This window comes from Streptomyces sp. NPDC040622, from assembly GCF_055593965.1.
Genome location: NZ_JBVIXD010000010.1, coordinates 351,560 through 371,194, shown reverse-complemented (window position 1 = coordinate 371,194; position 19,635 = coordinate 351,560). Strand labels below are relative to the sequence as shown.

The 19,635-nt window shown below is 72.4% G+C and carries 14 protein-coding genes; 5 read left to right on the top strand and 9 right to left on the bottom strand.

Annotated features, from left to right (window positions below; genetic code table 11):
• Positions 1 to 581: 581 nt before the first annotated feature.
• Positions 582 to 4,340 (top strand): S8 family serine peptidase, encoded by a 3,759-nt coding sequence (locus ACZ592_RS29590; protein WP_471584708.1) that lies wholly within the window; start codon positions 582 to 584, stop codon positions 4,338 to 4,340.
• A gap of 66 nt (positions 4,341 to 4,406) precedes the next feature.
• On the opposite strand, the gene ACZ592_RS29585 is transcribed toward ACZ592_RS29590, so the two are convergent.
• A complete protein-coding gene (locus ACZ592_RS29585; protein WP_471584707.1) occupies positions 4,407 to 6,065 on the bottom strand; it encodes a caspase family protein in 1,659 nt (552 codons plus the stop codon).
• A gap of 65 nt (positions 6,066 to 6,130) precedes the next feature.
• Between ACZ592_RS29585 and ACZ592_RS29580 the strand changes: the two genes are divergently transcribed.
• Complete coding sequence (locus ACZ592_RS29580) at positions 6,131 to 6,553, top strand: hypothetical protein (protein ID WP_471584706.1); 423 nt, start codon at positions 6,131 to 6,133, stop codon at positions 6,551 to 6,553.
• 73 nt (positions 6,554 to 6,626) lie between these two features.
• On the opposite strand, the gene ACZ592_RS29575 is transcribed toward ACZ592_RS29580, so the two are convergent.
• On the bottom strand, positions 6,627 to 8,090 hold the full coding sequence (locus ACZ592_RS29575; RefSeq protein ID WP_471584705.1) for an acyl-CoA synthetase: 1,464 nt from the start codon (positions 8,088 to 8,090) through the stop codon (positions 6,627 to 6,629).
• A 308-nt stretch (positions 8,091 to 8,398) separates the two neighbouring features.
• Here ACZ592_RS29575 and ACZ592_RS29570 point away from each other — a divergent pair, with 308 nt between their 5' ends.
• The 3 genes from ACZ592_RS29570 to ACZ592_RS29560 all read left to right on the top strand — a co-directional run bounded on the left by ACZ592_RS29570 (position 8,399) and on the right by ACZ592_RS29560 (position 13,529).
• A complete protein-coding gene (locus ACZ592_RS29570) occupies positions 8,399 to 10,816 on the top strand; it encodes a glycosyltransferase (RefSeq protein WP_471584704.1) in 2,418 nt (805 codons plus the stop codon).
• The gene (locus tag ACZ592_RS29565) at positions 10,747 to 12,069 is read left to right on the top strand and encodes an acyltransferase family protein (RefSeq protein ID WP_471584703.1); all 1,323 of its coding nucleotides are present in this window, start codon (positions 10,747 to 10,749) and stop codon (positions 12,067 to 12,069) included. The genes ACZ592_RS29570 and ACZ592_RS29565 overlap by 70 nt, the downstream gene beginning before the upstream one ends.
• 443 nt (positions 12,070 to 12,512) lie before the next feature.
• Positions 12,513 to 13,529: an esterase-like activity of phytase family protein gene (locus ACZ592_RS29560; protein WP_471584702.1), complete on the top strand. Its 1,017-nt coding sequence runs from the start codon at positions 12,513 to 12,515 to the stop codon at positions 13,527 to 13,529.
• A 142-nt stretch (positions 13,530 to 13,671) separates the two neighbouring features.
• Here ACZ592_RS29560 and ACZ592_RS29555 read toward each other — a convergent pair whose 3' ends face one another.
• The 7 genes from ACZ592_RS29555 to ACZ592_RS29525 all read right to left on the bottom strand — a co-directional run bounded on the left by ACZ592_RS29555 (position 13,672) and on the right by ACZ592_RS29525 (position 19,632).
• On the bottom strand, positions 13,672 to 14,733 hold the full coding sequence (locus ACZ592_RS29555) for a YeiH family protein (protein ID WP_471584701.1): 1,062 nt from the start codon (positions 14,731 to 14,733) through the stop codon (positions 13,672 to 13,674).
• Complete coding sequence (locus tag ACZ592_RS29550; protein ID WP_471584700.1) at positions 14,733 to 15,302, bottom strand: cysteine dioxygenase family protein; 570 nt, start codon at positions 15,300 to 15,302, stop codon at positions 14,733 to 14,735. The genes ACZ592_RS29555 and ACZ592_RS29550 overlap by 1 nt, the downstream gene beginning before the upstream one ends.
• Positions 15,303 to 15,391: 89 nt before the next feature.
• Complete coding sequence (locus ACZ592_RS29545) at positions 15,392 to 16,297, bottom strand: LysR family transcriptional regulator (RefSeq protein ID WP_471584699.1); 906 nt, start codon at positions 16,295 to 16,297, stop codon at positions 15,392 to 15,394.
• Between the two features lie 799 nt (positions 16,298 to 17,096).
• Positions 17,097 to 17,702, bottom strand: coding sequence for a hypothetical protein (locus ACZ592_RS29540; RefSeq protein WP_471584698.1), 606 nt, complete (start codon positions 17,700 to 17,702; stop codon positions 17,097 to 17,099).
• Positions 17,683 to 18,486 (bottom strand): FkbM family methyltransferase, encoded by an 804-nt coding sequence (locus tag ACZ592_RS29535; RefSeq protein WP_471584697.1) that lies wholly within the window; start codon positions 18,484 to 18,486, stop codon positions 17,683 to 17,685. Before ACZ592_RS29535 ends, ACZ592_RS29540 begins: the two co-directional genes overlap by 20 nt.
• A gap of 13 nt (positions 18,487 to 18,499) precedes the next feature.
• Positions 18,500 to 18,727: a Trm112 family protein gene (locus ACZ592_RS29530; RefSeq protein WP_471584696.1), complete on the bottom strand. Its 228-nt coding sequence runs from the start codon at positions 18,725 to 18,727 to the stop codon at positions 18,500 to 18,502.
• On the bottom strand, positions 18,724 to 19,632 hold the full coding sequence (locus tag ACZ592_RS29525; protein WP_471584826.1) for a hypothetical protein: 909 nt from the start codon (positions 19,630 to 19,632) through the stop codon (positions 18,724 to 18,726). Before ACZ592_RS29525 ends, ACZ592_RS29530 begins: the two co-directional genes overlap by 4 nt.
• Positions 19,633 to 19,635: the final 3 nt, after the last annotated feature.

The window sequence follows — 19,635 nt, the reverse complement described above, 5'->3', positions numbered from 1 at the left end:
GTACGCGCGTCCCGCGCGCTGAGCTGAGCCGGGCGGGGTGCCGCCGCACGGGTGGTGTTGACGGCGGTGCGATGCGGTGCGGAAGCAGTGCGGTGGTTCCAGTGGACCCGGAGGGCTCGCTACCCCAAAGGCGCATACGCGCCGATCTGACGCGTTTTCATGCGCCCTGCGGGAGCTGGTACGCCGGGGGCTGCGCGCGGCCCGTCGCGCCGGGGCGCCGGCTGGGGGGCCGGGCCTGCCGTGCCGGGGGCTCGACGCCCGACGCCCGGCGCCCGGCGCCCGGCACGCGACGCCCGGCACCCGATGAACGCGGCTCCGGCGGTGTTCCCCGTGCGGGGAGGCCCCGAACCTCGGGCAGCCCGGGGCGCCCCGGCGCGAGCGGGTCAGGGCCGGGCCGGGTCGGGTCGGGTCGGGGTGGGGCGGGGTCGGGTCAGGGCGGGGCTTCCTGGCGGGAAGGTGCCCTGGCGGCTTTCCGCCAGCTCCCGTCAACTCCCTTGTAACAAAAGGCCCCTGACACTCTTCGCAGCACTCGGACATCACCCCCGCCCGGGTCCGACGAAGGACGAAGAGAGGCAGCCTCCATGACCTCCCCCCTGACCAGAGCCCCCGCGACGCCCAAAGCCCCCGCGACGACCAGAGCCCCCGCGCGGCGAAGAGCCGCGCTCGTGGCCGCCGCCGGTCTCGCGTTCGCCCTGCTTCCCGCCGGGCAGAGCGCCGTGGCCGAAGGATCCGCGGGTGGCGCCCCCGCGCCGCCGCCCACCCGTACCGCGCGCTCCGCCCACACCGTCACCCTGATCACCGGCGACCGGGTCACCGTCACCCGGCTCCCCGGCGGCCGGCAGACCGTCACCGTCGACCGGCCCGCCGGGGCGAGCGGGGCGGTGCGCACCCAGCGGTCGGGCGGACACCTCACCGTCGTACCGGACGAGGCGCGGCCGTATCTGCGCTCCGGCGTCCTCGACGAGCGACTGTTCGACGTGACCGAGCTGATCCGGCAAGGGCTCGCCGAGCGGGGAAAGGCGGGTTCAGACAAGGCCGGAGCGGGGAAGGTCCGTGCCGGGCTGCCCCTCATCGTCACCTACGACGACAAGAAGGCCCGGGGCGCGCGCGAGCTCCCCCGCGGGGTGGAGCGGGTGCGCCCCCTGGGGAGCGTCGACGGCGTCGCCGTCAGCGCCGAGCGGCCCGACGCGCTGTGGCGCTCCGTGCGGGACAAGGCGTCCGGCATCGCGAAGGTGTGGCTCGACGGGCGCGTCGAGGCCGACCTGGCGCGGAGCAACGAGCAGATCGGCACCCCGAAGGCCTGGGAGGCGGGGCTCACCGGCAAGGGCGTGAAGGTCGCCGTCCTGGACACCGGGGTCGACGCCGGGCACCCGGACCTCAAGGGCCGCGTCGGCGAGAGCAAGAGCTTCATACCGGGCGAGGAGGTCGCCGACCGCAACGGCCACGGCACCCATGTCGCCTCCACCGTGGGCGGCAGCGGCGCCGCCTCCGAGGGCGGCAAGGAGAAGGGCGTCGCCCCGGGCGCCTCGCTCGCCGTCGGCAAAGTGCTCAGTGACGAGGGCTTCGGCAGCGAGTCGGAGATCATCGCGGGCATGGAGTGGGCCGCCAAGGACGTCGACGCCAGGATCGTGTCGATGAGCCTCGGCTCGCAGGAGGCCAGTGACGGCACCGACCCCATGGCCGCCGCCGTGAACTCCCTCTCCAAGGAGACCGGCGCCCTCTTCGTCGTCGCGGCAGGCAACACCGGCGCGCCCTCCTCCATCGGCTCGCCCGGCGCCGCCGACGCCGCGCTGACCATCGGCGCCGTCGACTCCGCCGACGAGGCCGCGTACTTCACGAGCCAGGGGCCGCGCGCCGGCGACCACGGCCTCAAGCCCGATCTGTCGGCGCCGGGCGTCGACATCCTCGCCGCCCGCTCACAACTCGTCGGCGGCGAGGGCTTCTACACCGAGATGAGCGGTACGTCGATGGCGACCCCGCACGTCGCGGGCGTCGCCGCCCTGCTCGCCGAGCGGCACCCCGACTGGACGGGGGCGCAGCTCAAGGACGCCCTGATGTCCAGTAGTCATGAACTCGACGCTTCCACCTACGAGTTGGGGGCGGGGCGGGTCAGTGTCCCCGACGCCATCGGCGCGAAGGTCACCGCGAGCGGCAGCGTCGACCTCGGTTTCCACGGCTGGCCCTACGAGAGCAACAAGCCGGTCACCAAGACACTTACGTACGCCAACTCCTCGGACGAAGAAGTCGAGTTGAGCCTTGCCGTGCGGGGTGCCGCCGACGGCGTCGTCACACTCGCCGACTCCACCCTCACCGTCCCGGCGCACGGCACCGCGTCCACCACCGTCACCGGGGACGGGACGAAGGCGCCCGTCGGGAACACCAGTGGCTCCGTCGTCGCGAGCGTCGGCGGCAAGCAGGCCGCGCGCACCGCGTTCGGCCTGGTCAAGGAGGAGGAGCGGTACACGCTCACCGTCCGGGTGCGGGACCGTGACGGAGCCGCCTCCCCGGCCGACCTCGTGGTGCAGCAACTCGCCGCGGGAACCGAGCCGTTCCCGGCCGCCGTCGGCGAATCCGGGAGTCTGGAGCTGCGCCTGAAGCCGGGCACGTACGCCCTCTCGACCTTCCTCGACGTGCGCGGCGCCAAGGGCAAGGACTCCTTGGGCCTCGGCTTCCTCGCCGACCCGCAGATCCGCCTCGACCGGGACCGCGAGATCACCCTGGACGGGCGCGAGCTGCGCGAGATCAAGGCCGAGGTGGACCGCCGCACCGAGACCAGGCAGCTCCTGATGGAGTACGACCGCAAGGCCGGCGGCGCCGACCTGATGGGCGCCGTCCAGGTGCCCGTGAAGTACGACAGCATCTTCGCCGCGCCCACCGAAAAGGTCACCGAGGGCAGCTTCGAGTACCGCACCGTCTGGCGCCTCGGCAAGCCCCTCGTGGACGTGAAGGGCCTGCGCGAGGCCGTCGCCCAGCCGGGCGGGACCCTCGCCGAGGGGCGCCGCACGTGGGCGCTCGTGGACGCGGGTGACGGCACCCCGGCCGCGTACGAGGGCAAGAACGTCCGAGGCAAGGCCGTCGTCGTGCGCCGCACGGAAGGGACCACCCCGGCGCAGCTCGGGCAGGCCGCGCAGGACGCGGGAGCCGCCGCCCTGTTCGTGACGGACGATCAGCCGGGGCGGCTCAACGCCTGGTTCGGCACGGACGACAACGCAGACCGGCCGCTGCAGATCGCCACGGTCGACGCGGCCGACGGCGCCCGGCTCGTCGCGGCGGCGAAGGCGGGTCGCCGGACCGAGAGCACGGGCACCCTCAACACCCCCTACCTGTACGACCTCTCCGAGGGGCACGAGGGAGCCGTCCCGAGCGACCTCGCCTACCGGCCCGGCAAGCGTGAACTGGCCGTCGTGGACAGCAGGTTCCACGCCGTGAAGCCGGCCGCGGGCGGCGAGTTCCGGTACTCGATCACCGACTCCTTCCCCATCGGCATCGGCTTCCAGGAGAAGATCGACTACCCGGCCGAGCGGACCGAGTACGTCTCCACGGGCCGGGGCCAGCTGTGGCACGAGTCCGTCTCCACCGGCCCCGGCGCCCTGGAGGAGCGCAGCGGCCTGGTCTCCTACAAGGGTGGCAGGCACACCGCGCTGAACTGGTTCAAGCCGGTCCTGCACCCCTGGCTCGGCACGGGTCTCGGCTGGGGACAGACCCGCAGCGGCAACAACCTGGAGTTCAACGTGCCGGGCTGGGGCGACTCGGGACCCGACCACACCGGCTTCGGCGACGTGTGGAACGAGGAGTCGATGACGCAGGTCAGCGAGGTCTTCGTGGACGGCGTGAGCGCCGACCGGCGCAAGAGCTCGGGCGTCTACGTGTGGGACGCGGACCCCGCCGAGCACACGTACAAGGTCGTGACCGACACGACCCTCGACCCGGCGCGGTGGAAGCTGGGCACGAAGGGGCACGCCGAGTGGACCTTCCGCTCGAAGGAGACCCCGCAGGACAAGAAGACGTTCCTGCCGCTGCTCAACCTCGGCTTCGACGTCGACACGTCCCTCGCGGGCGAGGTCCGGGGCGGCCGGACCCTCCCGGTCGGGATCTTCGCCGAGTACGTGAAGGGCGCGCCGGACACGGGAGCCATCGGGGGCGGAAAGCTCTCCGTCTCGTACGACGAGGGCAGGACGTGGAAGCCGGTCGCCCTGGACCGCGACGGCAAGAAGGCCGCCTGGGAGGGCAAGGTGAAGGTGCCGGGCGGCGCGACCTCCGTGTCGCTGCGGGCCTCGGCGAGCGACGACCGGGGCGGGATCGTCTCGCAGGAGATCGTTCGGGCGGTGGGGGTGAGGTAACCCCCGGGAATCGGTTCGGATTGCCGTCCCGGCCACCGCTCGGGAAAGGGAATCTGCGGCAGGCGCTTACGACCGGCGCCGCAGCCACGGCGTCAACGTGCGCGTCTGCCGCTCGATTCCCTCCTGCGCGGCTTGCCACCCTCGCTGCACCGGAGAACGTGCCCCTTCGGCGGGCCTGACTCCGTGCCCGAGTGCGGCACTCAGGACCACCAGTGAGGTTCCGTACATGCTCACGTTCGGGATGAAACCGTGGATGAGGTACGTCGCGCCGCCGGAAGCGAGGCTCACGGTCCCCGCAAGGATGAAGTGCCGTTCCGGAGCGCCGAAATACCAGAGGACCACCAGGCCGGCGCTGATCAGCGCCTGGACCACGACGATCCCGTCGAACCCGTCGTAGCCCCCGTTCCCGGCCGGAACAATGACACCCGCGAAAGCGACGATCGCTCCGGCGAGAATCGGCGAGTCGTGTCGGTTTTCCAGTACCGCAGCTATACAGAGGAACGTCATCGAACTCTGCAGCAGTCCCTGTTCCGGCGAGTTCAAGCCCACGTGGATCACCGAATACAGCCACAGGAAACCCAAGGCCAGTCCGGTGGAGAATCGGAGTTTCCGTGCACGCCGGGCCCAGCTCGAATCGCTTGCCACGAACGGACCGAGAACGCAGCTCATTGCGATCAGCGCGGCCAGGAACCCGGACCATTGAAAGAAGGACTCCGTCTGTGTGGAGTACGCGAAGCCGTAGCCGTCAGAGACGTCGTCCATCCATGCTTGCCAGGCAAGAACGGAGGACAGGGCCAGCAGGCAACTGGCCAGCAGGAAGATGCGCCAAGCCGCCCGATCGCCGAGTGAGGGCTGGGCGCGGCGCACACCTGAACCGGTGAATCCCAGACCGTGCAGCCAGGTCAGCGGCGGGCCGACCGGCGTTGCCTGTTCCTGCTCCACGGCCTCTGGTCGCGCGGGGCCGAGTGACGTGATGCGGCCCTCCACATCCTCCTCGCTCTGCCGCGACCAGCCTGGCCGCGTCGCGATGGTGGCGTCCCCCGCTCCGTTGAGCCGGCGCTGCGGCTGAGGGAGTTCCTTCGGTAGCGCTTTGACGGCGTAGTGGTACACGTCGTCCACAGTGAGCGCCGCCTCACCGGCGGATCGCGGCTCGGCGTTGCGCAGCCCTTCGACCAGTGCGTGGGTGAAGGGGCTCGGGCTGCCTGCCTTCTCCGCATCCGCTGCCCGTTGGGCGGGGCCCGATGCCGTCATGACGAAGCGGCCCTTGCCTGCGAGATGGTTCGGAGAGATCTGTGGCGGAGCTCCCTTGAAGGCGCCGGCGTGGCAGCAGTCCAGGATGACGATGACGCTCTGCGCCGGACTCGTCTCCATGTAGCTCTTGAGTTCATTTCCGGAGACGCTGGAGGACAGCAGCAGTTGAAGAACAGTGTCCCGGGCGCAGAGATGAAGGTTCGACCTTCCCGACTTGCCGTGACCACTGTAGTAGAACAGCAACACGTCATCCGGGGCGCACTCCTGGAAGAACCGGTTGGCTGTCCGCAGGATTTCGTCTTTCTCGCGCTCGAAGAGGACTTCTACGTTCTCCGGCGCGAAGAGACCTCCCTTCTCGCTGTCGGTCAGCGCGGACCACAGGACCAGACCGTCGCGTATCGGCCCGAGCAACTGCGGCAGATTCACCGGTTCGAACGGATACACCGAGTTGCAGATCAGCAGAGCCCGATACATCGCACCCCCCACGCTCTATGATCGGCCACAGGTTACTCGCTTCACGAGGGGGACGAGGAACACTCATGCGGCGAACGGAAGTTGCGGTGCGACTCGAGGTGGCGGGTGTTGATCCCGATCACCCACTCGCGCAGTACGCATTCGAAGAGTTCCGGGAAGATGCCGAAGCGGTCGCCGGGCTGACCTCCGAGGAACGAGCCACCCCTCTGGCCGGTCAGAAGGGTGCGTGGACGGAACTGGTGCTCATCTTGGGTTCACTGGGCGCCGGGCGCGGCACCATCAACCTGATCCGGCTGTGGCTGGAACGTGATCAGAAGCGTTCCGTCGAACTGACCGTCACGAAGCCAGGGGAGGAGCCCTTCACCGTCCGTGGGTCCGGCGAGAAGATCTCGCTCGGCCTGCTGGAACAGGCGGTGAAGGCCGCCGTCGAGGGTGCCACGGCCCATGGGCCCGCAGACGGAGAAGACGACGGGCAGCCCGTCGACTGAGGCCCTGGGAGCGCGTCTGACGACCTGGTTCTGATGCCTCCCCGCACCGGTCCAGGCGGAAACAGGGCCTGCCTCAGTCGCCGGCCGTGGTTTCGGGCAGCGACCGCTTCAGGATCTTCCCCATGTCGTTGCGCGGCAGCGCATCCAGGTACCGCACGACCCGCGGGCGCTTGTGCGGGGCCAGGCGGGATGCCACATGGTCGGCCAACACGTCCGCCTGCGGAGGGAGTTGGGGGTCTGCGGGGACGATCCACGCCACGACGCGCTCCCCGAGGTCGGGGTCCGGCTCCCCGGTGACCGCGGCCTCCTTGACCCCCTCGTGTTCGAGGAGCGCGTTCTCGATCTCGCCCGCGCCGATCTTGTAGCCGCCGCTCTTGATGAGGTCGGTGGCCTTGCGGCCGACGATGCGGACGTAGCCGTCGGGGTCCCGCACGGCCATGTCGCCGGTGCGGAACCAGCCGCCGGGCGCGAAGGCCCGGGCGGTGGCGTCGGGGCGGTTCAGGTACTCGGTGAAGAGATTGGGGCCGCGCACCTGGATCTCGCCGACCGCCTCGGGGGCGTCCGCCGCGATGTCCGCGTCCGCCTCGTCGACCAGGCGGAGTTCGACCCCCGGCAGCGGCACGCCGACCGCCCCCGCGCGCGGCTCGCCGTCGGCCCGCACGCTGGTGTTCATCAGCGTCTCCGTCATGCCGTACCGCTCGATGACGCGCCGTCCCGTGGCGGCCGCGATGCGCTCGTGGTCGTGGACCGGGAGCGCCGCCGAGCCCGACACCAGGAGCCGCGCCCCTGCCAGCGCCTTCGCGAGGGCGGGATCGTCCGGCAGGGTCTCGGCGATCCGGTGGTACATCGTCGGCACCCCGAACAGCATGGTCGCCCCGGAGCCGAGCTCGCGCGCCACGCCCTCGGTGCTGAACCGCCCCAGGTGCCGCACGGAGCCGCCGCGCCGCAGCGGGCCGAGCGTGCCGAGGATCAGGCCGTGCACGTGGAAGAGCGGCAGCCCGTGCACGAGGACGTCGTCGCCGGTCCACTGCCAGGCGTCCGCGAGGGCGTCCAGTGTGCGGGCGACGGCGCGGCGCGGCAGGACGGCGCCCTTGGGCGGGCCCGTGGTGCCGGAGGTGTAGACGATCAGGGCGGGGGATTCGGGGTCCGGCTCGTCGGGGCGGGCCGGCGGGTGGCCCGCGCCGTCTTCTCGTACGTCGACGTCGTGCCGTGCCAATTCCCGCACGGAGGACGGCAGTTGAGCGGCAGGTTCGGTGAGCACCAGCGAAGGCGTGCTGTCGCTCAGGATGTGTGTGAGCTCGGAGTCGCCCGACTTGGGGTTGAGCGGCACGGCGGGCACCCCGGCGAGCAGGGCGGCGACCACGCCGACGGCCGTCTCCAGGGAGGGCGTCGCCCAGACGGCGACCCGGCCCGCGTCGCGCAGCCGCAGGGCCAACGCTCCGGCCGCCGAGGCGAGTTCGGGGTAGCTCAGTGAGCGGTCGCCGAACCGGAGCGCCTCGCCGTGTGCGTCGTCCAGGGCCGGGAAGAGGGGATCCACGTGTCGTACTCCTTTGTCGTCTGTGCGTCTGCTCGTCTGCTCGTCTGTGCGTCGTCGCCGCGCGGGGCCACGCGCGGCACCGGCGCGGTCTCTGCACCGGCGCGTAATGAGAGTTTTACGCCGCCGAAGGTGCGGTGTCACAGTGATCGCTGAGGCTGATGCGGCGGTCACCGTACGCCTTCGCGCGTCCCGGTGATCCGGTCCTCCCCCCACGATCCGAACAGGACGGGACCACCTTCATGTCCGATCTCCTGAGGCACCCCGGCGCCTCCCCGCCTCCCTCGGCACCCGTTTCGGCCTCCCCTTCGATGCGTCCTTCGACGGTGCTCGTCCCGCACCAGTCCACCACCTCCGGCTCCGCTCCGCCCGGCACCCCCCACGTGCTCGCGGTCGGCGACCCCGGACCCGGCAGGGAACAGCTCACCCGCACCCTGCGTCTCACCGGCCACGAGGTCACGCACGCCGTCCCCGGCGACGTGCACCGCACGGTCCGGCAGGCCACGCCCGACGCGATCGTCGCCCTGGACGACGGGGCCGACGGGCGCAGTCAGGGCCGCGACGTCATCACCGAGGTGCGGTCCGACCCGGCGGGCCAGGCGCTTCCGCTGGTCATGGTCACCGCGGAGCCCGTCCCCGCGACCGTCGCCGAACTCCTGCGGCACGGCGCCGACGACTGCGTGGCGGAGGGCTCGGACCCGGACGAGCTGTCCGCCCGCATAGCCGCCAAGTTGCACCGGGTCCCGGTCCCCGTCGAGCAGTTGCTCCTCGACCCGCGCACCGGCCTGTACTCGGCGCCGCACTTCATGGCCGAGCTGGACCGCGAACTCCAGCGGCCCGCCGCCGCACGCCGCGGCGGCGTCCTCGCCGTGGTGCGCGTCGCCGAGACGGAGGCCCTGGAGACCCGGCTCGGGCCGCGCGTGCGGCGCGAGATCGCCGAGCGCCTCGCCCAGGTCGGCGACGGCGCGTCCGCGAGCCGTGCGGAGCCGGGCGCCGCGCGCCGTCTCGGCGGCGTCTGCGACCGGCTCGGCCGGGACGAGGAGGGTCGCCTCCTCGTCCTGATGCCGGGCGTCGACGAGGAGACGGCGAGCGAGAGCCTGCGGGAGTTCGCGGCCGCCGTGGCCGGCACCCGGTTCGTCGTCGCGGACGAGCACGTCCGGCTCACCCCGGCCGTCGGCTGGACCTCGCTGCCCGCCCGCACCGGCAGCGGCGCGGGAGCGCTCGCCGCCGAGCGGGCCCGGGACGCCGCGGAGGAGGCGCTGCGCCACCGCGACCTGCGGCCCGTGCGCTACGAGCCGTGGATGCGCGCCGCGGCCGCGCCGGGGGACCGCCGCACCCGGCCGGGGCTGCGCGGCCTGCTCTCCGCGTTGACGCCGCTGCTCTCGCCGGTCCTGATGCTGGCGCTCGGCGTGGGCGTACCGTTCCTGCTCTATCAGCAGGCGTACGGGATGGGCTGGGACGCGGCGGCCGTCGCGTACTGGGTGGTGGTCGCGGGTCTGGTGGCGTCCGCCCTGCTCATCGTCCTCGAATGCCTCTTCTCGCTCGACGCGACACCGCGGCCACAGGCCGCCGCGCAGCCCTGTCCGGTGGCGAGCGCGGTCATCGCGGCGTACCTGCCGAACGAGGCCGCGACGATCGTCGACACCGTCGAATCGTTTCTGCGCCTCGACTACCCGAACGAGCTGGAGATCGTCCTCGCCTACAACACCCCGCACCGGCTGCCCGTCGAGGAGACGCTCCGGGAGATCGCGCGGCGCGATCCGCGCCTGGTGCTCCTGCCGGTGGCCGGCAGCACGTCCAAGGCGCAGAACCTCAACGCGGCGGTGACCCGGGTGCGCGGCGAGTTCGTCGGCATCTTCGACGCCGACCACCACCCGGCGCCCGACGCGTTCCGGCACGCCTGGGACTGGCTGTCCCACGGCTACGACGTGGTGCAGGGGCACTGCGTCGTCCGCAACGGCGAGAGCTCGTGGGTCGCCAGGCTGGTGGGCGTCGAGTTCGAGGCGATCTACGCGGTCAGCCACCCCGGCCGCACCCGGCTCTACGGCTTCGGGGTCTTCGGCGGCTCCAACGGATTCTGGCGCACCGACCTGCTCGCCCGCACACGGATGCACGGCTCGATGCTGACCGAGGACATCGACTCCACCCTGCGGGCCCTCGGCGAGGGCGCGCGCATCGCCATGGACCGCACCCTCGTCTCGCGCGAGCTCGCCCCCACGATGCTGAAGCCGCTGTGGAACCAGCGTTCGCGCTGGGCGCAGGGCTGGCTCCAGGTCTCGCTCAGGCACCTGTGGCGCGCGCTGCGGTCGCCGGTCTTCACGCGCCGCCAGAAGGCGGGCCTGTTCGTGCTCCTCGGCTGGCGCGAGGTCCAGCCGTGGCTGACGCTGCACATCCTGCCGGTCCTGCTGCACGCGGCCTGGCGCGCGGGCGGTGCGGACCGGCTCGACTGGGCGGTGCCCGTCTGCCTGATCGCGGCGGCCGTCACGCTGTCGGCGGGCCTGGTGCAGGCGGCGTTCGCCTGGCGGCTCGCGGTGCCCGAACTGCGCCGCCGCAAAAGCTGGTTCTGGCGCTACCTGTTCGTCTCGACGTTCTTCTACACCCACTTCAAGAACATGGTGGCGCGGGCCGCCCACCTGAAGGAGGCGCTCGGCGACCGGCAGTGGCGGGTCACGCCGCGGGCCGCCACCGCTGCCGTCTCCGGTCCGTCCGGTACGGGAGGGGGTTCGTGACCTCGCCCATCGCCCCCGAGACGACGGCACCGCCTGTACCGCAGGAGCGCAGGGAGCCGTCGTCCGGAGGCCGTGCGCTCGAACTCCAGGGTTACCGGGGCCTGGCCGCGCTCAGCACGGTCGTCTTCCACGTGTGGCAGCAGTACGTCACCTACGACGCGGCGGGATCGCACCCGCCGATCGACAACCCCTACGTCGGCGCGCTGCTCTCCCTGGAGGTGATCGACCTCTTCTTTGTGATGTCGGCGTATCTGCTCACCCTCTCGTACGCGCGGGCGGCCATCGACGGTAAGGAGGGCTCGGTCAGGCCGGGCCGGGTGTTCCTCTTCCGGCGCGCAATCCGCATCCTGCCGCTGTACTTCCTGGCGGTCCTGGTCGTCTGGTCGACACGCAACCCGACGCTGCCGGGGGACTGGCGCGACCTGGTCGAACACCTCACGTTCACGCACGTCTTCGACCGCGAACGCATCTTCTACACGCTCGGCCCGACCTGGTCGCTCTCCCTGGAGGTCACCTTCTACCTGGTCCTCGTGGCGCTCGGACCGCTCGCCGTGCGGACCTGCCGGCGGCTGCGGACCCGGCGGGCCAGGGTGGCGCTCTGCGCGTCGGGCTGCGCGCTCCTCTTCGCCGTGCCGCTCGGGTGGATCTCCTGCGCGCACTACGTCTTCGACGTGCCGCACACCGACTGGCCGGTGTACTTCGGCCCGCAGGCCCGCTTCGGCGGCTTCGCGGCGGGCATGGCTCTCGCGGTCCTCCTGACGGCGCTCGGCGACGAGCGGGGCAGGCTGCGGGCCCGGTGGGCGACGGCCCTGTCGGCCACGGCCCTGACCGGCCTGCTCGCCCTGTCGCACCTGTCCGCACCGGAGAACTTCGCGCACACCTTCTACCACCCCATCGCCGCCGTGCTCTGGTTCGCGCTGCTGTACGCGACGCTGCACATCCGGCAGGCGGAGCGGCAACAGGTGTGGTGGCACGGCCTGTTGCGGGCCCGGTGGGTCACGGCGGTGGGGCTGGTCAGCTACAGCCTCTACATCTTGCACGAGCCGGTGATGCTCCGGCTCGACAGGTCCGGGCTGCTGCCGTCGTCGCAGGCGGGCTTCCCGGTCGCGGTGCTCGTCGTGGTCCTGGTGGCACTCGCGGCCGGCGCGGCGAGCTACTGGTTCGTGGAGTACCCGGCGAGCCTGCTCGGCAGGGCGAAGGACGCCGGGGGGAAGGCGCGGGACTTCTACCCGGAGGCCGCCGCGACCCGCTGAACCGGACGCGGACCTGAGCCTGGCGCGGACCGGTCCGGGCACGGAGACGGCGACGCCGCCTCCCGTGGGACCAGGGAGGCGGCGTCGCTGCGGACTGCTGCGGTGACGTCAGACCAGCCAGCCGAGGAAGTGGGCGAGACCGGCGACGACGTCAGTGATGAGGTTCATGGTGGTGCTTCTCCTTGTGGGACTCTCAGGAACGTCAGGACCCGGATGCCCGGGTCCAACTACCCGGCCCTGTATGGGACATGGACCGGGTGCGCGGTCACGGTCTGCAGCCCGTCGCTTGCGCACCGTAAGCATCGTCAATCACAGGGGTCCCGCGCAATTCCTGGCGCGACGATCACCTGTTCCAGGGAACAACTGCGCAGTCGTTCGCATTCGTTGTTCGCATCTTCACCGGACGCTGCTCTACTGACGCCCCGTCAATCAAGAGGTGTCCCATGGGATTTCGCGCGACAGTAAGCCTCGCCGCGAGCGCCGCACTGCTGGCCTCGGGCGCGACCGCGACCGCGACCGCGACCGCGACCGCGACCGCGACCACGGCGGCGGCGACCGCGACCGCGACCGAGAGCGCGATCGAGGCCGCGGCCGTGGGGTCCGCCCCCGTTCCGGCGGGCGGCTCCTGCTCGCCGAGGGTGTCCGTCGCCCGCTACTCGGACGCGCTGGACAAGACGGAGACCGGCGGCCGGCGCGTGGGCGGTCTCTCCGCGCTCGCCGTCGAACGCGACGGCTCGGTCAGCGCCCTCTCCGACCGCTCCGCCCTGTTCCGGATCGACGTGCGGGGCGACCGGCCCCGCGCCACCGGTCACACGCCGCTCGCCGACGGTGCGGGCGCCGCGCCGGACTCGGAGGGCCTGGCCGTCGACCGCGACGGCAGTCACCTGGTCACCGACGAGCGGGGCCCCGCGATCCGCCGGTACGGCCGGGACGGCGCCCTGCTCGGCCAGGTGCCGGTGCCGCGGCCGCTGCGGGTCGCACCCGAGGGCCGCGCCCGCGCGAACCAGACCTTCGAGAGCCTCGCCCTGCTCCCCGGCGGGCGCACCCTGATCGCCGGCATGGAGGGGCCGCTGGCGGACGACGGCACGGACACGGCGGGCCGCGCGCTGCACCGCGTACAGACCTGGCAACGCCCGCAGCGCGGCGGCCGGTTCACGCTCGGACGGCAGTACGCGTACGCCGTAGACCCGGGTCTCGCGCTCGTCGAGCCGGCGCCGACGGGCGACGGACGGCTGCTCGTCCTGGAGCGCGGCTTCACCCCGGAGTTCCGCATCGACGTACGGCTGTACGTGGCGGACCCGCGCGGCGCCGAGGACGTGTCCGGGGCGGCCCGCCTCGGCCCGGCACGCGCGCGGTGCGCAAGACGCTGCTCGCCGACCTCTCCGACTGCCCCTCGATGGGGGCGCCCTCGAAGCTGCCGCCCGGCAACAACCCCCTCGTCGACAACATCGAAGGGATGACGGTGACGGGCCGCGCCCACGGACCGGGCCGCGACCGGCTGCGGCTGCTCCTCGTCAGTGACGACAACGAGTTGCCGCAGCAGATCACGCGGCTGTACGACGTACGGGTCGCGCTGCCCCGCTGTCAGCCGGTCCGCGGGGCTCAGTACGTCAGCACCACGCCCACGTACGAGATCCCCGCGATCACGCCCCACGAGAGGAGCCCGAGCGCCGCGACCCGGCCGCCCGTGCGCGTCAGGGTCGGCAGGTCGACCGCGCTGCCGAGGCCGAACAGGGCGGCGGCGAGCAGGAGTTCCTGGACGGTCTGCGCGACGTCGATCGCGCCGCCCGGCAGCAGGCCGGTGGTGCGCAGGGCCACCATGGCGAGGAAACCGACGACGAAGAGCGGCACGAGCGGCGGCCGCTTGGTGCCCGCGGTGGAGGCGCCCGCGCGTCGCCGCGCCCGCACCGACAGGGCCACCGCCGCGACGAGCGGTGCGAGCAGCGCGACCCGCATCAGCTTGACCAGGACCGCGTCGCCGAGCGCCCCGGCACCCGCGGTCTGCGCGGTCGCCACGACCTGTCCCACGTCGTGCACGCTCGCCCCGACCCAGCGCCCGAACTCCGCGTCGCTGAGCCCCAACGGGTGCTGGAGCAGGGGCAGTACGGCGATCGCCAGGGTGCCGCACAGGGTCACGAGGGCCACCGAGGTGGCCGTGTCCCGCTCGTCGCTCTCGGACACCTCGCTGACCGCGCCGATCGCGGACGCGCCACAGATCGAGTAGCCGGTGGCGATCAGCAGCGGCTGGTCGCCGCGCAGCCCCATCCGGCGGCCCAGCCACCAGGTGCCGAAGAAGGTGACCGCGACCACGCACAGCACCATGCCGACCGAGGCCCAGCCGAGCCCCAGCACGTCGTCCAGGCTCAGCTTCAGGCCGAGCAGCACGACGCCGACCCGCATCAGCCGCTTCCCGGCGAACGTGAGGCCGGCCTTGCCGGGGCCGCGCACGAAGGAGCGTGCGGCGCCCGGCAGATGGGCGGCCACGATGCCGAGGACCACGGCGGCGGTGAGCATCGGGATGCCGGGCACGAGCCGGTGCACGCCCCAGGCGACGGCGACACCGAGCACGGCGAGCGCCAGGCCGGGCACCTTGCCGGGCGGTCGGACGGCGAGCGCGGCGACCGGTGCCGTACGGGACTTGGCGCGCTCCCCGAGCAGCGCCATTACCGGTCGGCCGGGAGCTCGTACACCCGGCGGACGCTGCTGCCCAGGCGGGCTATGTCCGCGCCGTAGACGTGGAGGGATATCGCGCGCGTACCGCAGGCGTTCCACACCCGGTGGATGTCGCCGGGCGGCGCGAAGCCGCAGACCGAGCCCTGCGGGTTGACGACGTCCTCCGTGGCGACGAGACGGGCCGCGCCACCGGTCCCGGCGGCGGGCACCAGGCGGTAGCGCCGCTCCTGCTCCTCGCCCTCGTGCACGCCCGTCACGCACCACGACACGTGGTCGTGGACGGAGGTCCGCTGCCCCGGCAGCCAGACCAGCGCCACGATCGAGAAGCTGCCGTCGTGCTCGGCGTGCAGGACGTGCTGGCGGTAGCGGTCGGGGTCGCCCTCGCTCTGCTCGTCGGTGAGCAGGTCGGCGGAGCCCAGGTGGGGTGCGAGGCGCTCGCCGACCAGATAGGCGGTCAGGTCGGGAGGCAGGCCGCGCCCCACGGCCTCGCGGATGTCGGCGACGAGGGTGTCGAGGCGCTCTGTGGTCCGGGCGGCCCGGTACGCGGTCGGAGTGCTCATACCGGCAGCGTGGCGCCGCGCGATCCATCACGTCCAACGACAGTCTTTTGGCCACCCTCCAAATCCTGCTTATGGAAAGGCGTGGACGATCAGCAGCCGACGCGGTTGGCGGCCACCGTCCTCAGCTCGTCCAGGACCAGGGCGGTGGCCGGAATGCGCAGATGGTCCTTGAGTACGTACGCCGAGACCTGGCGCCGCGACGCGGGATCCAGGGCGCGGCCCGTCACCTTGCGGTGGCAGAGGAAGTTGAGGACGAGCCCCGGCATCATCGCCACGCCGAGCCCCTCGGCGACCAGGCTCTGCACGACCAGATTGTCGTCCGTGGTGAAGGCGATCTCCGGCGCGAAGCCCAGTTCGGCGCACTCGTGCAGGAAGTTCGCGCGGCAGCGCGGGCAGCCCGCGATCCACCGCTCCTCCGCGAGCTCGGCGAGCTTGACCGACCGCTGGCGCGCCATCCGGTGCCCGGAGGGCAGCAGCACGGTCAGCTGGTCCTCCATGAGCGGTATCTCCTCTAGTTCCTCCGGCACCTCGTCGTGCAGACCGGGATACGTGAAGGCCAGCGTGATGTCGCACTCGCCGCGCACCACGCGCCGCAGCGACTCGGGCGGCTCGTCCTCCAGGAGCTCCACGCGCACCCCGGGGTGCCCCGAGGCGAGCCGGGCCAGGGCCTCCGGGATGAGGGTCGCGTTGGCGCTGGGGAACGCGCAGACCCGTACCCGGCCCGAGCGAAGCCGCGTGATCGCGGTCATCTGCTGCTGGGCGGCGGAGATGTCGTCCAGGATGATCCCGGCGTGCCGGGACAGCGCCTCGCCCGCCTCCGTCAGCCGCATGCGGCGGCCGACGCGGGTGAACAGCGGAGTGCCCACGGAGCGCTCAAGGGCCTTCATCTGCTGGGTGATCGCCGGCTGGGTATAGCCCAGCGAGCGGGCGGCGGCCGAGTAGGAACCGGACCGGACCACTTCGTGGAACGTCTTGATGTGCCGTGAATCGAACACGCTGAATCATAAGCAGATGTTGTAGACGTGGGCTGGCCCCTGGGCCTTGAACGGTTTACGTCCGCCGCTTCGCGGCAGGGGTGGGTTCCTCCCTGCGCGTCCGGGTGCGGGTGTGTTGTGGCTGGTCGCGCAGTTCCCCGCGCCCCTTAAAAGCCCACCCGCCGTTGCGGGGCGCGCTGCGTGGGCGGGTGCGGGTGTGTTGTGGCTGGTCGCGCAGTTCCCCGCGCCCCTAAAAGCGACAGCCCGCCGCGCCCGTACCCCTAAAAGCGACAGTCCGCCGCCCCCGCGCCCTGAAAGCAACAGCTCGCCGCGCCCCCCGCGAGGCGCCGCCCGCCGTGCCCCTGAGGCACCGCCCCGCCCAAAGTCCCCCCTGAGGCACCGCCCCGCCCGAGGCCCCCCGGGGAGGCACCGGCCCTGCGGGGCTTGCCCGAAGAAGCCCCACCGGGCCGCAGCCGCACGCGCGCCGGAGGGGGCGCGGGGGTATGTGCGCACGGAGCACCGAGCCAGCCATAGCGTCTTTGTTCGTGCAGCGTGGCGCAGGGATAGCGAGTACGTACATACCCCCGCGACCCCGCCCCACAGACGAACCCCAGGCGACACCGGCCCAGCGCAACGCTCACGTGCCCGCGACCTCGCCCCACAGACGCAGCAAAGGCGACACCGGCCCAGCGCAACGCTCACGTGCCCGCGACCTCGCCCCACAGACGCAGCAAAGGCGACACGAGCCCAGCGCAACGCTCACGTGCCCGCGACCCCGCCCCACAGGCGCAGCAAAGGCGACACGAGCCCAGCGCAACGCTCACGTGCCCGCGGCAGCGACCCGCTGCAGCAGCCCCCACGTGAACTCCGCCACACAGCGGCGCCGCACCCCACCCCCGTCCGGCGCCTCGAAGGCGAGGCCCCAGCGGGTCGGTGCGGTGCCCTCCATCGGCCGCGCCGGAGCGAACGCGCGGGCCGCCTCGTCGACCGTGCACGACCACGGAGTGAGGTCGTCGAGCGTGAGGAGAGAGGGAGGCGGCGACCCGGGCGCGCGTACGAGCCACTCGTTCCAGACCGCCTTGTTCGGCCCGAGCAGCACCTCGAAGCGCAGATCGGACCAGAGCGGCACCGGCCAGAGCAGCGCCTCGCACTCCAGGTCACCGATCCGCCGCCGCGCCGTCTGCGCGGGAGGCCCGAGGACCGAACGGTAGCGCGACGCCGCGCCCCGGGAGCGCGAGGAGCGGGTCATCGCCTGCCAGCGGCGGTTGGCCTCGCGCATCTCGGCGACGGAGACGCCGAGATCGTGCCGGGCGGCGTCCACCAGGTCGGCGTTGTGGTCGGCCATCCGTCGCAGCAGGACCAGCTGGAAGTCCAGCGCGGAGAAGGGGCCGGGGTCACGTGAGCAACTAGCGGGCATGCACCCCATCGTCGCGCACCGCGAGCGCTCCCGGCCGGTCGCCGTCGGGCAGGAAGAGGACCGAGTTCACGTACCGGGGACGGCGGGGCGTGAGCACCCGCCGCAGCAGCCCCTGCGACACGACGTACGACGTACGGGACTGGTGCGACTCCAGGTCGAAGGAGGCGAGCGGCACCCAGGTGGCGTGCGGCAGGACCCAGCCCCGGTAGCCGTACCGGCGGGTCAGGAGCTCCACGATCGGCTCGATCGGCTGGATGCGGGATTCCAGCTCGATGAAGAGCGCGGGACGGTCGCGGGCGATGAGCTCGCGCGCACCCCGCAGCACCCGCATCTCGTTCCCGTCGACGTCGATCTTGATGAAGTGGACGTCCCGCAGGCCGAGCCCGTCGAGGGTGAGGCACGGCACGTCGACGGCGGTGGTGTGGATGTCGCGGCGTACCAGCGAGGACACGCCCCGCTCGCCCCGGTCACCGTGCGGCAGCCAGAGCCGGGCGGTGCCGGGCCGGTCCGTGGCGGCGGCCTGGATCACCCGGACGTTGGCGGGCGTGGAGGCGGCGAGCAGCCGCGCCAGGTGCGGGACCGGTTCGACGGTCACCACGCGCCGCGCGCGGGGGGCGAGGCGGCGCGACCAGGGGCCGTACCAGCCGCCGACGTCCACGGCGGTCCCGCAGCCCGGCGGGCAGAGGTCGCCGAGCCGGGCGAGCTCGGGCTCGAAGCGGGGGTAGACGAGCCGGGCGAGGGAGGCGATCAGACGGTCGGGGACGTAGGGCGCGACGCGCGCGGCGAGAGTCATGGGCACCCTCTCGTCACGGGGACATTCGCTTGAGGAGCTGTTCGTGCTCGCCCTCGGGGACCTGCTCGCCGGAGGACGGCAGGAGCTGCGGGATGCCGTCGACGACCGGATAGCGCCGGCGCAGCCGGGGGTTGTACAGCGACTCCTGCGGTACGAGGGGTTCCTGCGCGGCGATCAGGTGCAGCGGCCCCTTGTCGAGGGGGCACGCGAGGATCTTCAGCAGCGGGTCGTCGTGGTTCATCCGCTGGTCAACTCCTTCGGGGAGGTGGCGGGTCGGGGAGCGGTCGCGTCGTGCTTCGGCATGGCGAGGAGCACGGACACGGCGAGCACCGTGCCCACGATGCGCAGCGTGAGCCGCACCGGCTCGTGCGGCAGCGCCTCGCCGAACGCCAGCGTGCCGAGCACCGCGGTGAACAGGGACGTCACCGTCGTGCACACGGGGACGATGAGCGAGGCCCGGCAGCGCTGCAGGGCGGCCTGCGACATGACCAGGCCGAACGCGCCGGTGAAGAGCAGCAGGTACGGGTAGGGCGAGCGCAGCAGGTCGCCGAGCGCGCCGCCGATGTCCTCCGTCGTCAGATAGCTGGAGACGCCCTTGATGGCCAGCGAGCTCACCCCGTACAGCAGGCCCACGGCCACGCCGTACTCGACGCCCGCCGTCGGCATGCGGTGCCGGTGCCTGGCCCGGCGCTCCGCGGAGCCGTACAGCCAGACGCCCGCCGCGAGCGAGGGCAGGCACACGGTGAGGATCAGCGGGACGGGCGCGCCGTGGCCGACGGTGTCGCTGTCCTCGCTGAGCGAGAGGACCACCATGAGCAGCGCGACGAGGATCGCGCCGACGGCGTACCGCTCGCGCCCCGAGGTCCGCTCGCCGAGCAGCACGGAGGAGAGAAGCAGCAGGAGGACGAGCCCTGAGACGAAGATGCCCTGCGCCGCGGCGATCGGCAGCGTGCGGTACACGGCGAGCTGCGCGCCGAAGCCCGCGGCCAGGGAGAGCGAACCGCCGATCCACAGCGGGCTGCCGAGCACCTGCCGCAGCAGCCGGGCGGGCTTGCGGACGCTGACCGACGGCATCGACGTCAACGCCCGCTTCTCCAGGACGAATCCGGTGCTGTAGAGCAGGTTCGCGATCAGCGCCGCGGCCACGCC